At 36.8% G+C, this 19,159-nt stretch carries 18 protein-coding genes; 10 read left to right on the top strand and 8 right to left on the bottom strand.

Going from position 1 to position 19,159, the window contains the following annotated elements:
• Window positions 1–31 precede the first annotated feature (31 nt).
• Genes SJY37_RS00260 through SJY37_RS00215 form a run of 10 tightly spaced genes read left to right on the top strand, consistent with a single transcriptional unit; the run spans window position 32 to window position 11,433 of the window.
• Window positions 32–886 carry an FkbM family methyltransferase gene (locus SJY37_RS00260; protein ID WP_298328163.1) on the top strand — a complete coding sequence of 285 codons (855 nt, stop codon included), beginning with the start codon at window positions 32–34 and terminating at the stop codon, window positions 884–886.
• Entirely contained in the window at window positions 883–2,349 is a 1,467-nt protein-coding gene (locus SJY37_RS00255; protein WP_298328160.1) for a glycosyltransferase family 2 protein, read from the top strand. The genes SJY37_RS00260 and SJY37_RS00255 overlap by 4 nt, the downstream gene beginning before the upstream one ends.
• Window positions 2,346–3,377, top strand: coding sequence for an exostosin family protein (locus tag SJY37_RS00250; RefSeq protein WP_298328156.1), 1,032 nt, complete (start codon window positions 2,346–2,348; stop codon window positions 3,375–3,377). The genes SJY37_RS00255 and SJY37_RS00250 overlap by 4 nt, the downstream gene beginning before the upstream one ends.
• A gap of 1 nt (window position 3,378) precedes the next feature.
• The gene (locus tag SJY37_RS00245) at window positions 3,379–4,371 is read left to right on the top strand and encodes a glycosyltransferase family 2 protein (RefSeq protein WP_298328153.1); all 993 of its coding nucleotides are present in this window, start codon (window positions 3,379–3,381) and stop codon (window positions 4,369–4,371) included.
• Window positions 4,372–4,377: 6 nt separating this feature from the next.
• Window positions 4,378–5,484: a glycosyltransferase gene (locus SJY37_RS00240; protein ID WP_298328151.1), complete on the top strand. Its 1,107-nt coding sequence runs from the start codon at window positions 4,378–4,380 to the stop codon at window positions 5,482–5,484.
• Window positions 5,484–6,596 (top strand): glycosyltransferase family 4 protein, encoded by a 1,113-nt coding sequence (locus SJY37_RS00235; protein WP_298328147.1) that lies wholly within the window; start codon window positions 5,484–5,486, stop codon window positions 6,594–6,596. Before SJY37_RS00240 ends, SJY37_RS00235 begins: the two co-directional genes overlap by 1 nt.
• Complete coding sequence (locus SJY37_RS00230) at window positions 6,593–7,666, top strand: glycosyltransferase (protein ID WP_298328144.1); 1,074 nt, start codon at window positions 6,593–6,595, stop codon at window positions 7,664–7,666. Before SJY37_RS00235 ends, SJY37_RS00230 begins: the two co-directional genes overlap by 4 nt.
• A gap of 4 nt (window positions 7,667–7,670) precedes the next feature.
• A complete protein-coding gene (locus SJY37_RS00225; RefSeq protein WP_298328141.1) occupies window positions 7,671–9,032 on the top strand; it encodes an O-antigen ligase in 1,362 nt (453 codons plus the stop codon).
• Window positions 8,986–10,002: a glycosyltransferase family 4 protein gene (locus tag SJY37_RS00220; RefSeq protein ID WP_298328138.1), complete on the top strand. Its 1,017-nt coding sequence runs from the start codon at window positions 8,986–8,988 to the stop codon at window positions 10,000–10,002. The genes SJY37_RS00225 and SJY37_RS00220 overlap by 47 nt, the downstream gene beginning before the upstream one ends.
• Before the next feature lie 36 nt (window positions 10,003–10,038).
• Window positions 10,039–11,433, top strand: a complete 1,395-nt coding sequence (locus SJY37_RS00215) for a sugar transferase (RefSeq protein WP_298328135.1) — start codon at window positions 10,039–10,041, stop codon at window positions 11,431–11,433.
• Window positions 11,434–11,435: 2 nt separating this feature from the next.
• On the opposite strand, the gene SJY37_RS00210 is transcribed toward SJY37_RS00215, so the two are convergent.
• The 8 genes from SJY37_RS00210 to tpiA all read right to left on the bottom strand — a co-directional run bounded on the left by SJY37_RS00210 (window position 11,436) and on the right by tpiA (window position 18,981).
• A complete protein-coding gene (locus SJY37_RS00210) occupies window positions 11,436–12,635 on the bottom strand; it encodes a DUF4105 domain-containing protein (protein WP_298328132.1) in 1,200 nt (399 codons plus the stop codon).
• 97 nt (window positions 12,636–12,732) lie between these two features.
• Complete coding sequence (locus SJY37_RS00205; RefSeq protein ID WP_298328129.1) at window positions 12,733–13,068, bottom strand: hypothetical protein; 336 nt, start codon at window positions 13,066–13,068, stop codon at window positions 12,733–12,735.
• 423 nt (window positions 13,069–13,491) lie between these two features.
• Entirely contained in the window at window positions 13,492–14,682 is a 1,191-nt protein-coding gene (gene sucC, locus SJY37_RS00200; RefSeq protein ID WP_035336256.1) for an ADP-forming succinate--CoA ligase subunit beta, read from the bottom strand.
• 94 nt (window positions 14,683–14,776) lie between these two features.
• A complete protein-coding gene (locus tag SJY37_RS00195; protein WP_013751571.1) occupies window positions 14,777–15,052 on the bottom strand; it encodes an ATP-dependent Clp protease adaptor ClpS in 276 nt (91 codons plus the stop codon).
• Window positions 15,053–15,147: 95 nt separating this feature from the next.
• The gene (gene prmA, locus SJY37_RS00190) at window positions 15,148–16,008 is read right to left on the bottom strand and encodes a 50S ribosomal protein L11 methyltransferase (RefSeq protein WP_298328123.1); all 861 of its coding nucleotides are present in this window, start codon (window positions 16,006–16,008) and stop codon (window positions 15,148–15,150) included.
• Window positions 16,005–17,612: a S8/S53 family peptidase gene (locus SJY37_RS00185; RefSeq protein ID WP_298328119.1), complete on the bottom strand. Its 1,608-nt coding sequence runs from the start codon at window positions 17,610–17,612 to the stop codon at window positions 16,005–16,007. Before SJY37_RS00185 ends, prmA begins: the two co-directional genes overlap by 4 nt.
• Window positions 17,605–18,126, bottom strand: a complete 522-nt coding sequence (locus tag SJY37_RS00180) for a hypothetical protein (RefSeq protein WP_298328117.1) — start codon at window positions 18,124–18,126, stop codon at window positions 17,605–17,607. Before SJY37_RS00180 ends, SJY37_RS00185 begins: the two co-directional genes overlap by 8 nt.
• Before the next feature lie 102 nt (window positions 18,127–18,228).
• A complete protein-coding gene (gene tpiA, locus SJY37_RS00175) occupies window positions 18,229–18,981 on the bottom strand; it encodes a triose-phosphate isomerase (protein ID WP_298328112.1) in 753 nt (250 codons plus the stop codon).
• Window positions 18,982–19,159: the final 178 nt, after the last annotated feature.

The following is a 19,159-nucleotide window of genomic DNA, read 5'->3' as shown; positions in this document are numbered from 1 at the left end:
TCTGTCAAAAATTAATAGAAGATATAAGGAGATGAAAAGTCATCCTCTTACAGCTAGTAATCCGCTAGCGGCGTTATGTAGATATGTTATTCTCAATGGAACATTCATAATAAAAAAAGGAGTTGTTAAAAAGTGGATTAACGGGCTACAATTAGAGTTAGAAAAGGGAGATGCGGGATTAGTAAGTAATGTATACTATGGCCTATATGAGTATAAGGAATCTTTACTTTTACTACATTTTTTAAGAAAAGAAGATACATTCCTTGATGTAGGAGCAAATTTAGGACATTACAGCCTTTTAGTATCAGGTTCATTAGGTGCTAATTCTATTAGTGTAGAGCCTATACCCGCCACTTGTGAAAAATTTAACGACTTAATTTTACTGAATAAGTTAGAGAGTAGCATTGACCTGCACCCTTACGGAGTTTCTAAAGAGGAAGGGAACTTGTATTTTTCTAGCACAAATACAGTGATGAACCATGTTGTACAGTCTAGCCATCCTGATGCTATAGAGGTGAAGGTATCCACCATTGATATACTTGTAGATGATAGAGATATTACATGCTTAAAAATAGATATAGAGGGGTATGAGATGCTAGCATTACAGGGAGCAGAAAAGGTCTTGAAGAATCACACCTTAAAGATGATTATTGTAGAGCTCAATGACTCGGGTAGTCGTTATAAAATAGAGGATAGACAGATAGTGGGGTTTCTAGAAAATCTAGGTTTCAAAGCTTATGACTATAATCCATTTAAGAGACATTTTACAGCGCTTGATTCTTATAATAAAACACAATTTAATACGGTATTCATTAGAGATTTGCCTTTTGTGCAAAAGCGAGTAAATGGTGCTCCAAAGGTAAAAGTACTTAACCGAGAAATATGATTTTTATAGAACACGACGGTAACAAAGTAACAAGCAGTGCCTACCAGGGACAGCCCTTGGTATCGAGCTTGTACGTGTTATCTATAGAAAATCCAGATGAGTTTCTTCTTGTCTATAAAGATTATAAGGATACAGATTGTTTTTTGTCTCAAGCACAAGGAATAATATCAAAAACAAGTATTATTTCATCATATAACCCACTCAATGCTGAGTTTGGTTATGTAGAGGATAAACCATTTATTCCCACAAATGATGAGGTCATATTTCCTACTTGGAAAAAAGGGACGGCTATGTTTCTTATACATGCTTCTTTGCTCAATCAAGTGTCATGCCAACTATCTAGCAGTAATGACTATTTATATTGGTTAAATTCACTAGGGAAACTTACGAGACCTTTGGGAGTGCTCAACTATCAACTTCCCATTACGGTTAAAACAGAAACTTTTGGTATAAGCCAATTGTATAAATTTGTAAAGCAGCATTATAAACGTAGGTGGACTATACACTTATTGTTGTGTCATCTCTATTATGAGAAGAAGTTTCCTTTGTACGCTTTCGCGAAAGCGCAGTTTTATAAAAAACGTTCTTTATCTCTAGATATGCTTTCCTTGCAACAGTCTCTGGAAATTATAGATGGTATCCCACTTAACTATGATGTTATTATTCCAACTATTGGTCGTAAAGAGTATTTAAAAAAGGTTTTAGAAGATTTGAACAACCAAAAAATAACTCCTTCTCAAGTAATTATTATAGAACAAAATCCAGACCCTAACCAAATTTCAGAATTAGCTTATCTTAATAATGAAAATTGGAACTTTAAAATCATTCATAAATTCACCCATATAACTGGTGCTTGTGGTGCTCGTAATGCAGGAATAGCCCTTAGTAATTCGCCTTGGCTGTTATTCTTTGACGATGATGTACGCATAAAAACAGATTTTATGAATAAGGTGGAGAACTTCATTCAGAAAACAAATGCGAGGTGTGTAACTTTTGCGTGTATTCAAAAAGATGAGAAGGAAACCATGCAAGCTTATAAGCAATGGGAATCTTTTGGCTCTGGTTGCTCTATAGTGCATAGAGAAATTTTTAGTAAATGCTCATTTGATATGGCACTTGAACATGGCTATGGAGAAGACCTAGACTATGGTATGCAAGTGCGTAACTTAGGTAAAGATGTTATTTATGCGCCTCAAATCCAAATGCTACACCTTAAAGCTCCAGTAGGAGGGTTTAGAAATCCACATGTATTTCCTTGGAAAGAAGAGACGGTACAGCCTAAGCCTTCTCCACAAATTATGTATTTTAGAAAAAAGAACTTGACATTAGAACAACTTCAAGGTTATAAGATAATGCAGTTCTTTAAGAGTTTTGGTTTCTTCAACACAAGAAATCCTTACAAGCACTTTAAGCGATTCAAAAAAGCTTGGAATCAAAGTGAAAAATGGGCGGCTAGGTTATGATTAAAATATACACAGACAGCTCACTTCTTATACCTGAAAATAGAGGAGAAGTACATCCACTCATATTTGACTTGCATTATTTTGAAAAAACCCATCAGGATGTAACGGCGCATTACTCGCTAGTAACAAATCCGGAAATAGCAGATGTATTTCTATTTCCTATTAATTACAATAGCATTCAAAGTAAAGGGTATCAATTACACTACAACGACTTGTATAACTTAGCCCAAAAAAGCGCTAAAAAATTAATGGTTTATACAGGTGGTGACTATGGTAAAACTTTTAATGATGATGCTATCATCGTATGGCGTAATGCTGGGTTTAAAAAATCAAACGATATACATACCATAATTATTCCTGCATTTATAGATGATCCTTTACAAAGAGAAGCAATGGAACATAAAGCTATAGCATATACAGAGAGACCTCAAATTTCTTTTACAGGATTTGCAACAGGGAGTTTAAAAGAAGTACTAAGAGCCACAGCAGCTACATTAAAAGCTAATGTGTATAGATTGTGTAATAGAGATCAATCAGATAAGCAAGCATTGTTTAGTGCGGCGAGAGAGCGATTTAAATATCTCAAACTATTAGAGCAATCTGAGGCTATAGAAACAGATTTTATTTACCGTTCAAAATATAGAGCAGGCGTAAAAACGGAAGAACAGAGAGCACTTACAACAGAAGAATTTCATACAAACCTTAGTAAGTCGCCTTACACGTTTTGTTTACGCGGTGCAGGTAATTTTTCTGTGAGATTTTATGAATCTTTGGCGTCTGGTCGTATTCCTGTTTTAGTAGACACAGATTGTCAATTGCCACTAGAACATGTAATTAATTGGCATGAACATGCGTGTATCGTGCATCGTGACGAAAACCTCATAAAGGCTTTAAACACTTTTCACAAAAAATACAATCAGGATTCTTTCATTAAGTTACAAGAATCTAATCGTAATTTGTACCAAGACTATTTGGTGCGAGATCGTTTTTTTTACAGCCTATATAATCACCTTAAATCAATACTTTAAATTGAAATTTTCTCTAATCATTTGTACGTACATGCGTCCTGAGCCACTTGCTACCTTGCTAGCATCAGTGGTAGAGCAGACTATGTATCCCGACGAAATATTAATAATCGATGGAAGTACAGATGATGTTACGGGCGTTCGCTTTCGCGAAAGCGAAATAGAAAATCTCATATATCACAAGGTGCCTGAAACCGCAAGAGGACTCACAAAACAACGCAATTACGGAATAGATTGTGTAGACCCATCTATGGATATCGTGTGCTTTCTAGATGACGATACGATATTAAGACATACCTATTTTGAACGAATTCTTGATGTTTATCAAAAATATCCTGAAGCTTTGGGCGTAGGTGGACATATAGATAATGAGGTGATTTGGGAACAAGTTAATAATGAAAACCCTAGCGATATAAACCATTTTTATTATGATGGTTATAGAAGAACGGAAGGTGCTCGTTTTAAACTAAGAAGGCGTTTAGGCCTAGATGCAGATACGGTTCCTGGAGTTTTGCCTAAATTTGGTCACGGTCGCTCTACTGGATTTTTACCTCCTTCTGGAAAAATATACGAAGTAAAACAGTTAATGGGAGGAGTCTCAAGTTTTCCGCTTAGTGTATTACAAGCAAATAAATTTTCAGAGTATTTTGAAGGATATGGTCTTTATGAAGATGCCGATTATACATTTAGAATTTCAAAATTAGGGAAGTTGTATGTCCATACAGGTGCAAATTTAGGGCACTATCATGCAGCTTCAGGCAGACCTAATCGATTTAAGTATGGAAAAATGGTAACACGTAATGGCTGGTATGTATGGAGAGTGATGCATCCCAATCCTGGATTTAAGAATGTTATTAAATGGTACATGATTAGTACATTACTTTCTAAAATACGTTTAATAAACGTAATTACTACTTCAGAAAGAAAAGAAGCTTTTACCGAATACTTAGGGCGCACAGTTGGCTTACTAAGCCTTTTTATTAATAAACCTAAATAAAGGGCTGTGCAAGACAATAAAGAAACAATCATAATAGCGACATCTTTGCCTTTTGGTACAATTACGAGCTATTTTCATCATCTAGCAAAGGCCTTTGTTAAAGAAGGATATCGAGTGGTTGTGGTAATAGATAATAATCCAAGCACTCTCCCTAAAGATGAGGTAAACTTGTTTTTCAGGAAATGGCCTAATCATAGACCTACAAAATGGAAGGATTTTACCTTCTTTGTACAATTGCTACGAGAGTTTAAACCACTGATGTGTTTATCTAATTTCGGATCTACTAACATTGTTTCAGTGGCGAGTTATCTCAAAAGCGTACCACATAGATGGAATTTTGTACATACACTAGGTGGGCAGATACGCATAGACAGTGGTGAAAAAGCAAGCTATAAAAGCATCTTGCTAGACGTAAGAAAACAAATCGTTTATCGATTAAATACTCAACTGATTGCAAACTCCCAAGGAACAAGAAATGACGTTATAAAGCGTTTTAATGTAAAAGGAAGTAAAGTATTTGTACATACCTTTTTGATACCTGAGACACAGCTATCTTTAAAAATACAAAAGGAACGAAGTCATACATTATCTATAGTAGGTCGGCTCGCAAAATCAAAGGGCCATTTTGAGCTCTTATCACAGTTTAAGGTGTTACTTGCTAAATATCCAGAAATTACATTGAATATTGTGGGTAATGGTGATGAAAGAGAACATCTTGAGAAAGAGGTGGCAAGGGTAGGGATTGCAAATAACGTTATATTCTCTGGAAATAAATCTAATGACCAGATAGGTAGCGTGTATGCAAATAGCGTAGCACATATATCAGCAAGCCATGAGGAGGCCTTTGGAATGGTTACTATTGAAGCACTGCGAGAAGGCACGCCCGTTATATGCACAAAAACAAGCGGGAGTTTAGATATTCTTGAACCGGGTATTAATGGTGAATTCTTTAAACATTCAAATCAAAATAGTTTGCTAGAAGCCTTTGATAAAGTAATAGCTCACTGGAAAATATATTCTCAAGGCGCTATCCAAACTTTTGAGAATACATATAGCTTAAAGAGTATGCCTTCTCACGTTATGATATTAATTAACAAGCTAAAAAATATTTAGTGAAGTTACTTGTAATCACAGACGCGCATCTCATTACCCAAAATGGACAAAAAGTAGCCTATGCTCCTTATGTGAAAGAAATGAACCTATGGATGTCACAAGTAGATCATACTACCTTCATTTGTCCCAATAAAATAAGAGACCCTTTACTTGGGCTGCCATTTGAAATTCAAGATTTTAAGCAGATAGCCCTGCGCAGGTTAGAATTTCACACACTTATTTCTGCATTAATCTCGTTTCTTACCATTCCATATCAAGCCATAGTGTTATGGAATACCATGCGCAAAGCAGATCATATTCATCTAAGATGTCCGGGTAATCTTGCTTTACTTGCATGTTTGATTCAAATTACGCTTCCGCGAAAGCGTAAAACGGCTAAGTATGCTGGGAATTGGAATCCTGCATCTAAACAACCCCTAGCTTATAAAATGCAGAAGTGGATACTTTCTAATACCGCATTAACTAAGAATATGAAAGTGCTGGTTTACGGAGAGTGGAAGGACCAAACTAAAAATATTAAACCCTTTTTTACCGCTAGCTATTACAATAATGAAAAGGAGCCCATCGTAGATAGAGATTTTAAAGAACCTATAAAAGCCATGTATGTAGGTACCATGGGAGCAAATAAAAGGCCTTTTGAAACTGTAGCCCTTATCAAATCTCTACATAGGTTGGGATTAGATATAACGCTTGAGATGTACGGCGATGGACCCGTGGTAGAAGATATCAAGTGGTATAGAAAAGAGAATGGAATTTTAGATCAAATCGTTTTACGAGGAAACCAACCTGGGCATGTAGTAAAAGAAGCCTACAAAAATGCAGATCTTCTTTTATTACTCTCCAAAAGTGAAGGATGGCCTAAGGTTGTCGCAGAGGCAATGTTTTGGGGTGTAGTTCCTATTGTCTCGAGAGTATCTTGTGTGCCTTGGATGATTGGAAACGATAAGCGAGGAATACTCATACATGATCCAGAACATATCGATGTTCAGTATTTAAGAAAACAGCTAACTAACAAAGAAGCTCTTGCACAAATGAGTAAAGAAGCTGCGGAGTGGTCTAGGCAATACACAATGGATACCTTTGCTCAAGAAATCAAAAAGCTATTGCAATGAAAATCCTCCAACTCATAGATACATTAGATGCTGGTGGGGCAGAGCGCATGGCTGTAAATATTGCTAATGCAGTTAATGAAGAAGGAATAACCTCTTATTTGTGTGCTACTCGAAGAGCGGGTCCGTTAGAAAATGAATTGTCTTCCCGAGTGAATTTCTTAATGCTTGGAAAGAAGGGGAAGCTAGATCTAGTAGCTTTTCGCCGATTTTTTAAATGGTTAAAAAAGGAACAGATTACCATTATCCACGCGCATTCTACATCGCTAATGCTAGCAGTACTAGCCAAAATCAATAAGCGTAGCATAAAGATTGTTTGGCATGATCACTATGGTATGAGTGATGCGTTAGAAAAACGTGATAGCAAACTCCTCAAAATTCTTGCTAGATATATTGATGTGACAATAGCGGTTAATGAGAAGCTTAAAACATGGTCTAGGGAAGTATTAGGTGTCAAGCAAACTTATTTTTTAGAGAACTTTGCAGCACTTTCCAGTGATAAACTCAAAGTTATTTCGTTAAAAGGAAAAGAAGGTAAGCGTGTGATTTGCTTAGCAAACTTACGACCACAGAAAAATCATATAGAGCTCATTGAAGCTTTTTCAAAAACACAAAATAGTTTTCAAGAGTGGACTTTACATTTAGTAGGAAAGTCCTTTGAAGATGACTACTATAGTGAATTAACCACTGCTATTGAAATACATAACCTTTCAGACAAGGTATTTCTCTATGGTAGTTGTAATGATATAGCGCATATTCTAGAACAGAGTACGATAGGTGTACTTTCATCTATTTCAGAAGGATTACCTGTTTCTTTGTTAGAATATGGGAACAGTAGTTTGCCTGTTATCGTCACAAACGTTGGGCAATGTGCAGCGGTCGTAGGGAATAACGGTATAGTGATTAATAATGTAAGAGAAGAACTAAGCAAGGAGCTAGTAAAATTGTTTCATTGTGATCAAAAAGAAAGAGATCAGATGGGATTACGCTTTCGCGAAAGCGTACTAAAAAATTATAGTAAGAAGGCTTTTATGGACAAGGTGTTGCCTATCTATAAAGGATTGATATCTTAGAGCTGTGAATATATCCAAACAATCTACATACTTAACTTTTATGGTGATTCATATCATCATAGGAGTTTTAGTGTATCTCGTAAGGTCGCTTGCACTCGTGTATTTTGCAGGAAGTATTCTCTATTTTTTAGTTCAAATATTCAGAACGGGAAATAAGAAAAACGAAGCACTTATGGCAGCTGCTTATATGGCTGGTGCTGAGGTATTTTTTAGAATGAGCCAAGCTATACCTGTGTACGAAGCAGGTAAATATTCGGTAATAGCTTTTATGTTAATCGGACTTTTTTTGAGTGGTACTAGTCGTAAATCAGGGATTTACTGGCTGTATGTTTTCTTGTTACTTCCCAGTATATTGGTCGCCTCTATGACGCTCAATCTTGGTACAGATGTAAAAAAGGCTGTCTTTTTTAACTTAAGTGGTCCTATATGTTTAGGTCTTTCCGCCTTGTATTGCGTAGATAGAAGATTAACATATCAACAGCTTTCAAACTTAACGAGATGGATATTATTACCTATTATAGGGATGTCTGTTTACATCACCCTAGGAACACCAGACTTAAGAGAATCTTTAAGTGGAACTGGGGCCAACTATGCTGCTACAGGTGGTTTTGGTCCTAATCAAGTTTCTACAGTATTAGGTTTAGGGATGTTTCTAGCACTCGTCCAGCTTGTTATTTACAGTAAGAACAAGCTGTTTTTATTTATACACTTAGGATTAACGGGTTTTCTACTTTATAAAGGCATTATAACCTTTTCGAGAGGAGGAGTAATTACAGGTCTTGTATGCAGTGCCGCCTTTTTAGTAATATATTTTGCAGGCTCTAAAGGATCTGCTCGTAGAAGAATGGTCACGTACTTAATTTTACTAGGAGGCGTTCTGGTGGCTGCCGGTGCTTATAGTTCTTTTCAGACCAATGGACTCATCAATAAACGCTATACAAATAGGGACGCAGCAGGTCGTTTAAAGAGTGATATTACTACAGGTAGGGGAGAACTATTAGAAACAGAATTAGAGGCTTTTTATCAAAATCCTTTACTAGGAGTGGGTGCTGGAAAGATAAAAGAATTAAGGGCAGATGAAACAGGAATAGGAGCTGCTTCTCATAACGAAGTCAGTAGATTATTATCTGAACATGGCTTTTTAGGATTAATCATTCTAGGAATTCTTATTATTTATCCACTTGTATATAGAGCTAAGAATAGAAGGAACTATCTATTTTTTGCGGCTCTAGGGTTTTGGTTTATGACCATAAATCACTCCTCAATGCGTATTGCAGCACCAGCTTTTATATATGCTCTTGCCCTTTTAAACGTTGTTCATGAAAAGAAAAAAGCTCCTATACGTAGGCAACGCGTTATCCAATAAAGGGAAGACGGCTACCACTATTGAGACCCTTAGTTTATTACTGAGGCAGGAAGGCTATGATGTTGAGGTGACGTCAACAATATCAAATAAGTCACTTCGCATACTTGATATGATGCGCGCATTATTGCGTTCTCGCAAAAGTATAGACAGTGTTCTCATAGATACATATAGCACATCCAACTTTTGGTATGCTGTAATCATTGCTAGTTTATGTAGAACGTTCAGTATTCCATATATTCCAATTTTACACGGTGGTAATTTGCCACATAGGCTTAAGAACAACGCAAAAATTTGCAAACAGCTTTTTGGGAGTGCACAGATTAATGTTGCTCCTAGTGGCTATTTATATAACGCTTTCGCGAAAGCGGGATTCTCAAATCTAATCCTAATTCCTAATACCATAGAACTAGCAGAATATCCATTTAAAGAACGATTAGTATTTAAACCCAACTTATTATGGGTACGCTCATTTGCTGAAATTTATAATCCGCTTATGGCTGTTCAAGTGCTTGAGAAATTACATCAAAGGTATCCCGAAGCTACTCTTACGATGGTTGGGCCAGATAAAGATGGTAGTCAAGTACTTTGTGAGGAATATGCAAGGAAAAACAGCCTCCCTGTGCATTTTACGGGTAGATTATCCAAGGAGGATTGGACGTCTCTAGCGCAAGACCATGATGTTTTCATAAGTACTACAAACTTTGACAATACTCCTGTGAGTGTGATAGAGGCAATGGCATTAGGATTACCTGTAGTATCTACAAATGTAGGTGGAATGCCATATCTTATTCATGACACTGTCGATGGGCTATTATCAGGTCCAGAGAATGTTTCTGCTTTCTCAGAAAAGCTTAGTAAGTTGCTTGAAAACACAGATAGCACAAAGGAAATAGTGTTGAATGCTCGTCAAAAAGTAGAATCCTTTGATTGGAGCGTAGTAAAAGAGCAATGGCATAAAGTGCTCTGCTAAATTTGTGATATATTTACGGTACTCAACCAACCTCGAATGTCCCTCTTACCTAGTATCCATTTTGATGTGTCAGAGCGTAAAGTATTACTGCGCATATTTGATATCTTATCTGTTCTGGGAGCACTCTATCTCACAGAATTATTCTTAGAATTTGATTATGTAAAAATCAGAAAGGAAAACGCAACGGCAATCATAGTGCTTGTGGGGTATCTGTCCATCTTTGGGACGGTGTTTGAACTTTATTTCTTACCAAAGACGGTGAAGTTTCAAACCATGCTTAAGAATGTGATTCTTACTGTAGCAGTTACTGTGTTATTCTACTTGCTAACTCCCTTTTATACTCCCATTCTTCCAGAAAATAGACTACAGATAGTGTACTTCTTCTTGGCAATGATTATAGGTATTTCTTTGTGGAGGTGGTTATACGTGTCTATAATTTCAGCACCAAGATTTTATAGAAAAGCAATTGTAGTAGGAGATTCCTTTAATATTCATAAGATTATTAAGAATCTAGAAGGAGCAGATCCTAATTACAAAATAGCTGGTTATATCAACACAGAGCCTATGTCTATTGCAGATGTAATCTCAACAGAGGCAAAACGATTTCCTATTAAAGATCTGAAAGAAACCATTTCAGAAAATGGAATTTCTGAAATTATTGTCGCTAGTACTTATGAAGATGGAGTATCGCTTGAACTCTATAACCAGCTTATAACACTCTTGAAATCAGGCTTCCCCATACGAGAGTATATGCAGGTTTATGAGGATATCACGCAGCGTGTTCCTGTAGAATATGTAGATAAAGATTTTTACCGTTACTTTCCATTTAGTCGTAGTAATCAAAATAAATTCTATAAACTCATTCATCGCATTTTTGATGTGGTCATGTCTGTCTTGGGAATTTTGTCCTTTGTTGTGGTTCTACCTATTGTGTTTCTTGGTAATCTCATTGGTAATCGCGGTCCACTGTTTTATACACAAATACGCATAGGCCAAGGCGGTAATACATTCAAGATTATCAAACTACGCACAATGATTGTAAATGCAGAGAAAGATGGCGCTGCATGGTCTACTAAAAATGATACGCGTATTACATCATTCGGAAAATTTTTAAGAAAGAGTAGGCTAGATGAAATCCCGCAGTTTATTAATGTGTTTCTAGGAGAAATGAGCGTGATAGGCCCAAGACCTGAACGTCCCGTATTTGTAAAGGAACTCTCTCAAGAGATACCTTTTTATGAGACACGCCACATTATTAAGCCAGGACTTACAGGGTGGGCGCAAGTAATGGGTGGCTATGCAAGCTCTGAAGAAGGTTCGCTAGAAAAGCTACAGTATGACTTATATTATATCAAGCACCGCAACCTCTTTATGGATTTAAGTATAGTACTTAAAACTATTAGTACTATAGTAAATTTTAGAGGGCAGTAATACTACTCCTCATTACCATTTGTTCTTGTAACTTTAATTCTTCTAAGTATAAATACGTAACGTATCGTAATTGCTAAAAGGAGCGGTAAAAGAGATAATGCAAATCGCTGGACTCCTATAATCCAGTGAAAGAATAAAAGCGACATCATAATTACAGCCAACTTCATATAGGGATATACCCATTGTGGCGGCTGTACTCTTTTTACAGCAAATGCTGCTAGTATATGAAATGGGAAAGCCCAAAGTAAATTATAATTCCAAGCAGTGGCATTGTGATCTGTGCCAAACCATAATAAAAAGACTACAACTCCTATAAGCCCTGTGATTAGTAAAATAATCGTGTCTAGCCAGCCTAGTGGATTTTCATTCTTATGATCTTTGTAGGTTTTGTAGATGATAAGCCCTGCTAGAAGTCCAAGTATAAACAATGGACTTAGTAAGAAATTAGTACTATAGCGATGTTTGATTTGCGGTGAGAATACCGTCTTTGTTTCTTTTACGAGTGGTAGTGTTCCTGAAGGTGTTTGTATAGTAGCTTCTTGAAAAGCATACATAAGCTCATGTGGTAAAAACAAGTACTCTTCTGGAGTAGCAGTTCTATCAATTACAGATCCTAGTGCGATATCAATACCCATACTTCCCCAAGTATTCCAAGAAACGTATTCATGTATCAGATCACGGTGTGTCATGCCAGCTTCTTGATGATCATAGCTCATTGTCACATTAGCTTCATTCTTAATAATCTCAAATGGTCTTGTAGAGCAATTATCGTAGAAGAAATCATATTTGTAATATTTGTTTTCTTCTTTAGCATTATTTACTAAAAACTCAAAGACGTCTTGCTTCTGATCTTGAGTGAGCTGTAGTTCTTGAGACTCAATCCATCGTTGCTGGAGCTTATAGCTATATTCAAAGTCGTCATACTTATCTACACCGACCTCATATAGTAATTTTCCTCTTGCAAACTTGAGATAGAAGTTAGGAGTGTTAAAGTTGAACTTACCGTAGTTAAAAACAATATCTAACCCTTTTTTATAATCACGTACGTGAATGGCATTGTGCCCAAAGGCGTCATTAAGTACAGCTCCAGGACCTATGGTGATTAGATTAATAGTTGCGTCATCAGAGAGGCTAATGAATTTATTCTGTGCAAACCCAAGGGTAGAGAAACAGAGAGAAATTAAAAGGATAAGATTTTTCATACCTTGTAAAGATAGTGGAGGTATAAAAATCTCACAATCAATACAGGGCATAAAAAAAGCCGAGCAACGCTCAGCTTTACAAACTAGGTGAAGCTCCTTAAGCTCCTGGGACGATGCGTACTGGTAATGTAAATTGCTCTCCTACTGTTTTTGTGCTTAACTTTTCATAATTAAGACGAGCTTTAATAAAATCTGCTACAAACTCATCATTTGTGTCTACACTTAAAACAACAACTTCTTGCTTCTTATTTACCATTAATGTTACTTGAGCAACAAGCTCCTTAGTAACTTCAAATTCTGGCTTGTTAAGAAGAACTGCTACCTGCTCAGTTACTGTCTTTTCTTTGTTGTCAGATGTTGGCTCGGTTCCAGTTGCAAAGGCTGTGTTTACAGTAAGTAAAGCGGCTACAAATAATACATTTAATGTTTTCATAATTTTCTTTTTTGTCTCGATGTTTTCGAGGTTTTTAATGAATTATTACAGTGCAAATAGACGACTTATTTGTCGTTTTTCTATGAGAGATAGTCAAGCTTAACTGTTGTTTAATGCTGGTTGTGAGTTGTTAACGTAGGGGATTTGTTGGGGTAACGCTTTCGCGAAAGCGTAATTATCAACTTCATAATGTATTGACAACAAGAGTAAGCATTAGTTGAAATATGGAGTGATATTTTACTATAATAGCTTTAGAATCCTTAAAGAAAGTATGGAGTAGTCAATGTTAAGAAAATGACCTATTTGATAGTTGTCTAGCTATAGATTATGTCATCTAATGACATTTATAAAACAAAAAAATCCCACTTTATAGAAAGTGGGATTTAAAGGATGCTACGAGTAGCATCTATATATTAAAAAGTATTAAGCTAGTACAGCCTGTACTTTATCTGCAGCTTCTTTAAACTCAATAGCAGATTGAACGTCAAGTCCAGAATCATCTATAAGTTTCTTTGCGATATCTGCGTTAGTTCCTTGTAAACGTACAATGATAGGCACGTTGATAGTTCCCATGTTTTTGTATGCATCAATAATACCTTGTGCCACACGGTCACAACGTACGATACCCCCAAAAATGTTTACTAAGATTGCCTTTACAGCAGGATCCTTAAGTATTAATTGGAAAGCAGCTTCTACACGCTCAGCATCTGCAGTACCTCCTACATCAAGGAAGTTTGCAGGCTCACCACCAGATTGCTTGATAAGGTCCATAGTTGCCATTGCAAGTCCAGCACCGTTTACCATACACCCTACGTTACCGTCTAGGTCTACATAGTTAAGTCCTTTCTCACCAGCCTCAACCTCTACTTGGTTTTCTTCACGCTTGTCACGCATTGCTGCATAATCTTTACGACGGTATAATGCGTTATCATCTAGTGATACCTTTGCATCTACTGCCATAATCTTATCGTCACTTGTTTTAAGAACAGGGTTGATCTCAAAAAGTGAACTATCAGAATCTGTGTATGCTTTATAAAGAGCAGCAACAAATTTTGTCATGTCTTTAAAAGCAGCACCACTTAATCCTAAGTTAAATGCAATTTTACGTGCTTGGAAAGGAAGTAATCCTGTTGCAGGATCAATTTCTTCATGAAAAATTAAGTGCGGAGTTTCCTCTGCTACTGTTTCAATATCCATTCCACCTTCTGTAGAATACATAATCATATTGCGACCAGTACCACGGTTAAGTAGTACAGACATATAATATTCTTCTGGCTCGCTGTCACCTGGGTAGTATACATCTTCTGCAACTAGCACTTGGTGAACTCTTTTACCTTCTGCACTTGTTTGTGGAGTAACAAGATCCATCCCGATGATCTGATCTGCAATAGATCTTACTTCATCTAGGCTCTTTGCTAGCTTTACACCACCACCTTTACCACGACCACCTGCGTGAACTTGCGCTTTAATAACGTGCCATCCAGTACCAGTTTCCTCAGTAAGTCTTTCGGCAGCTGCAACAGCCTCATCCGGAGTCTGTGCTACATAACCGCGCTGGATACGTACGCCAAAACTATTTAATATCTCTTTTCCTTGATATTCGTGTAGATTCATAATCTTCGTTTAAGATGCTTAATTTGCCTCGCAAAAATAACAAATGCGCCACGAGAGCGCAATAGTTATTGTGATTAATTATAAGTATTGGATTTTATACAATTTCTGCACTTAGTCCTGCTTGTAAAAGTTTTGAGCATCGAGGCTCTAGATCTTTATACTCACCAGACTTTACAGAGCATTTTCCTTTGTAATGCACTAGTAACGCACATTGATGTGCTTGATTCTCCTCATGATCACATGCATAAATAAGCGTATTTATCACATGGTCAAAAGTATTTACTTCATCATTATACAGAATAATCTCGTGTGATGGAGTTTCTTCTGTTAGTACATCTACGTCTTCTTGATATTTTTCTTGATTACTCATAGCGTTGAGATTTATGATGCAAATTTACAAATTTTAGAGATTACGCTTTCGCGAAAGCATAATTCTAACAATTATTTATCATCAATAACTTGAAATTATCCTCTTTTTTCAAACTTGCAAGCTACCCAATTATTGCGTTCATAATTGCTAACAAAGTAGAGTCCGTGCTCATTGCACTTTTCTGAAATCAGCGGAATGTCTTCTGTATAGAAGCCACTCAACAAGAGTACTCCATCCTCAGAAAGACAACTCGCATACACGCCGATATCTTGTAAAAGAATGTTGCGGTTTATGTTTGCGATAATGAATTCGTAATTTTTATCAGATAGCAATGAAGCCTCACCTTCATAAGTAGTGATGTGCTTACAGTTGTTGCGTTCTACATTTTCAATAGTATTAAGGTAGCACCAGTTATCAATGTCTATCGCGTCTATAGGTTGTGCACCTCTCATTTCGGCTAGGATAGCTAGTACGCCAGTACCACAGCCCATGTCAAGTGTTTTTTTGCCAGCAACATCAAGTTTGAGTAAGTGCTTAATCATCATGTGTGTAGTCTCATGGTGACCAGTTCCAAATGACATTTTTGGCTCAATCACTATGTCAAACTCAACATTAGTTTTCTCGTGAAAAGGTGCGCGTACGGCACATTTTCCGTCTACCTCAATAGGTTCAAAGTTTTTCTCCCATTCCTCATTCCAGTTTACTTGCTCAATTTCTTCGGCAGTGTAGGTGATGTTAAACTCATCAGATTTGAGAATCTGGATATCTGTAAGAAGTGCGGCAAAATCAACTTCACCACTAGGAAACGCTTCTTCTTTCTGGATATATGCAATCACACCACTTGTAGTTTCTGTAAAGCTTTCAAAACCAGCGTAACCTAGCTCTGCAATAATAATTTCTGTAGCAGGGTCACGTGGCTCAATAGTAAAGGTATATCCTAAATAAATGGGTGTCATTCTTTTATAGTTTCTAAGTTATAAGATGCATCGGGATCAATAGTAAGTATTATAGATCCGTTTTCTCCAGGCAAAAGTACGGTTTCTGCATTGATGAGAATCTCATCTTTTGCAGTAAAATCTACTCTAGCGCCCTCTATAAATTGCTCATTTTTAATCATAATTTTATGCGCGGCATTGATTTTAAAGTTCCACCTTGCAAATCGCTGATTTTCAATCATCATATACTTATTAGGTTGTAGCATATCATAAGTCATCTTTACAGCTCTGCCTGTGTGTAATGATCCTGCTCCCCATAATCCTTTGAGTGGCGCGTTTGCTTTTATGTGATCAATATTAGTCGCGCTTAATTTTATAATGCTGTTCACTTCATCTACTGAGAGTGATGGGTTAAGTGAAAACATAAGTCCTATAGTTCCAGTGACAAGTGGTGCGGCAGGAGATGTCGCCTGGAACGGATTATGAAATATTTCACCATTCTCTTTATAATTATAGTATTGAAAAATATCATTTCCCGGTGCGACAATATCCACAGAGCTATCCAGATTATTTGTAGAACTTAGGTATAGCGTATATTCATTTTTTGGATTATTGTTTTTAAAACCACCTGTACGTGATAAATGGTATTGCTGCTTCTCTGCATAATACTTCCCATTTTTCTCTTCAATGAGAAGTCCATCTGAAATTTCATCATTTTTATGCTGCACACTTCCTACAGATATCACATGCTCATAAGCGCCTGGATATCTTAGTTGTTCTCCATTTGTAACACTATATGCCGCATTATGTGGTACAGAAACAATGACGGTGCCAAGGTCGCGCATCTCATTAATCGCTTCTTGTGCAGTTTCATAATAGGTGCGTGATCCCCAGCTGCAATTAATCACTTTTGCACCTGCTCGTGATAGTTCTAATAGTTGGTTCAACTCTTTGAAGTTACCATAAGTGGTTGTGTATATGTTGCAGTCATAGCAAACTCCCGCCGCACCATATCCATTATCACCTTGAGCTGCTGCTATGGCGGCGATTGTAAATCCATGACCTTTGGATAGGCTACTTTTTTTGAACATGGTAGTTTTGCCTGCAAACTCAGGATCTTCTGGATCTATATAACCGTCAGATATTCCAATAATTACTTCCGGAGAACCTGTGGTGTAATACCAAGCTTGTGGTATACCGAGGAAATCATAATAGTCTAAAACTGCTTGCGCGCCTAAGTTTTTGCCAGTGGTACTTGTAACGCCGTAATCATTAGGTTCATAAATTTGTAGCGATTCATTTGAGATACTCTCTGCAAACTCAAAAAGATCTGGCACTAGATTCATCAATTCTTCTTGAAACGTTTTATTCTCTGCAATAACAAAGTATGTGCGTTTGAGTTTATCTCGCTGCGCGTATTTAAATTCTTTTCTAAATACTTTAACCCTATGCTCAGTAAACATTTTTTTGAGTCTTGTATCATTACCTAAGTAGGTTACAATAGAATCGTTTGTGCTAACAGGTACCTCCACTTTTTCAGATGTTGTGCGTATGTAAAAGCGATCTTCTTGCGCTTGAAGCAGGCAAGAATAGAGTAGGAGAGAGAAAATAATGAGTTTAGCCATTATTCTTAGTGTCAGATGGAGCGATAGTTTCTTTGAGAGCCTGTACGTCTTTGGTTAGTTGGTCAATTTGTTTTTCTTTATCAATGAGGTGTAAGGTTAGCTCTTCAATTTTTTTTAGAAGTAGTGCATTCATAGCGCCTAGTTCAATACCGTTTTGTTCAACTTCTGCAGCAGACGGAATTTCGGGCAAATGCCCATTTTTCTGAATGTAGGTTTCAATTTCGCGTAAGCGTGATAAATCATATCCATCTTCAAATACCGTATCTGCCCATTCTTTTATATCCACCTTTACGGATTTAGCGTGTATTTGCCCGTTTACCTCAAGTCTAACTTTTGGCTCCTTTTTACCTATTCCCATATTGCCATCTGTTGTAATATAAATGGACTTGGCTTCTTGAGCATTTTTGAGAAGTACGAGTGTGCCATCTTCTTGAGTGCTTGTGGTAACTGCTTGTTGTGAGGTGCAACTACAGATTGTAAGGAGTAGGACTAGCGATTTGAAAAAGAATTTCATGTGATAAAAGATTAAGCTCTAATGTACTAATACCAATTGATATAAAATAAAAATGCGCCTCCATCTCTGGAAGCGCATTGTCAATTCTTAAATTATTTGAGACTATGCAAACGCATTTACAATATCAAAAAAGTCATCTGCTTTAAGGGCAGCACCACCTATGAGACCACCATCTACATCTGGCTTCCCAAAAATTTCTTTTGCATTAGCAGGTTTTACAGATCCTCCATAAAGGATTGATACGTTTTCAGCTACGTCACTATTATATTTTTCAGCAACAGTTTTTCTTATAAAGGCGTGCATGTCTTGTGCTTGCTCTGGTGATGCTGTTTCTCCAGTCCCTATTGCCCATACTGGTTCGTATGCAAGAACAATATTTGACCAAGCGCTTGCGTCTAAGTGAAATAATGCATTTTTGAGTTGGCTACCCACCACATTTTCTTCTTTTCCTGCTTTACGATCTTCTAGTTCTTCGCCAAAGCAGAATATAATTCTCATGTTATTTTTAAGAGCGCTGTCTACTTTTTGAGCAAGTAATTCATCACTTTCGTGAAAATAAGCACGGCGTTCACTATGTCCTAAAATCACAGTATCTACACCAATCCCTTTGAGCATACCCGCCGAAATCTCTCCAGTATAAGCACCACTTTCTGCTTGATGCATATTTTGCGCAGCAACAGTAATGTTTGAGTCAGAAAGACTATCAAAAGCACTGTATAGGTTTACAAATGTAGGAGCGATAATAACCTCTGCATTTCCTTCATTTTTCTTTTGTTTAAGTGCTGTGATTAAGGTTGCTGTGGCACCTAGGTCATTATTCATTTTCCAGTTTCCAGCGACGATATTTTTTCTCATTATAGTTCTTTTTCATCTCTTAATACAAAGAGATCTCGTTAGTAGTTAATTTCAGAAGCCTCAATGATGAAAACCAATAATGTAACATTACATGTGGTTTTAAAAAGGCGTAGGTGTTTTACTTTGCTGTGTTTCGCTTTCGCGAAAGCGAGTTCCTTAAAAACCAAATATACTAAGA

Source organism: Dokdonia sp. R78006, assembly GCF_042466145.1.
GTDB lineage: Bacteria > Bacteroidota > Bacteroidia > Flavobacteriales > Flavobacteriaceae > Dokdonia.
This window is presented reverse-complemented; position numbering and strand designations above follow the sequence as displayed.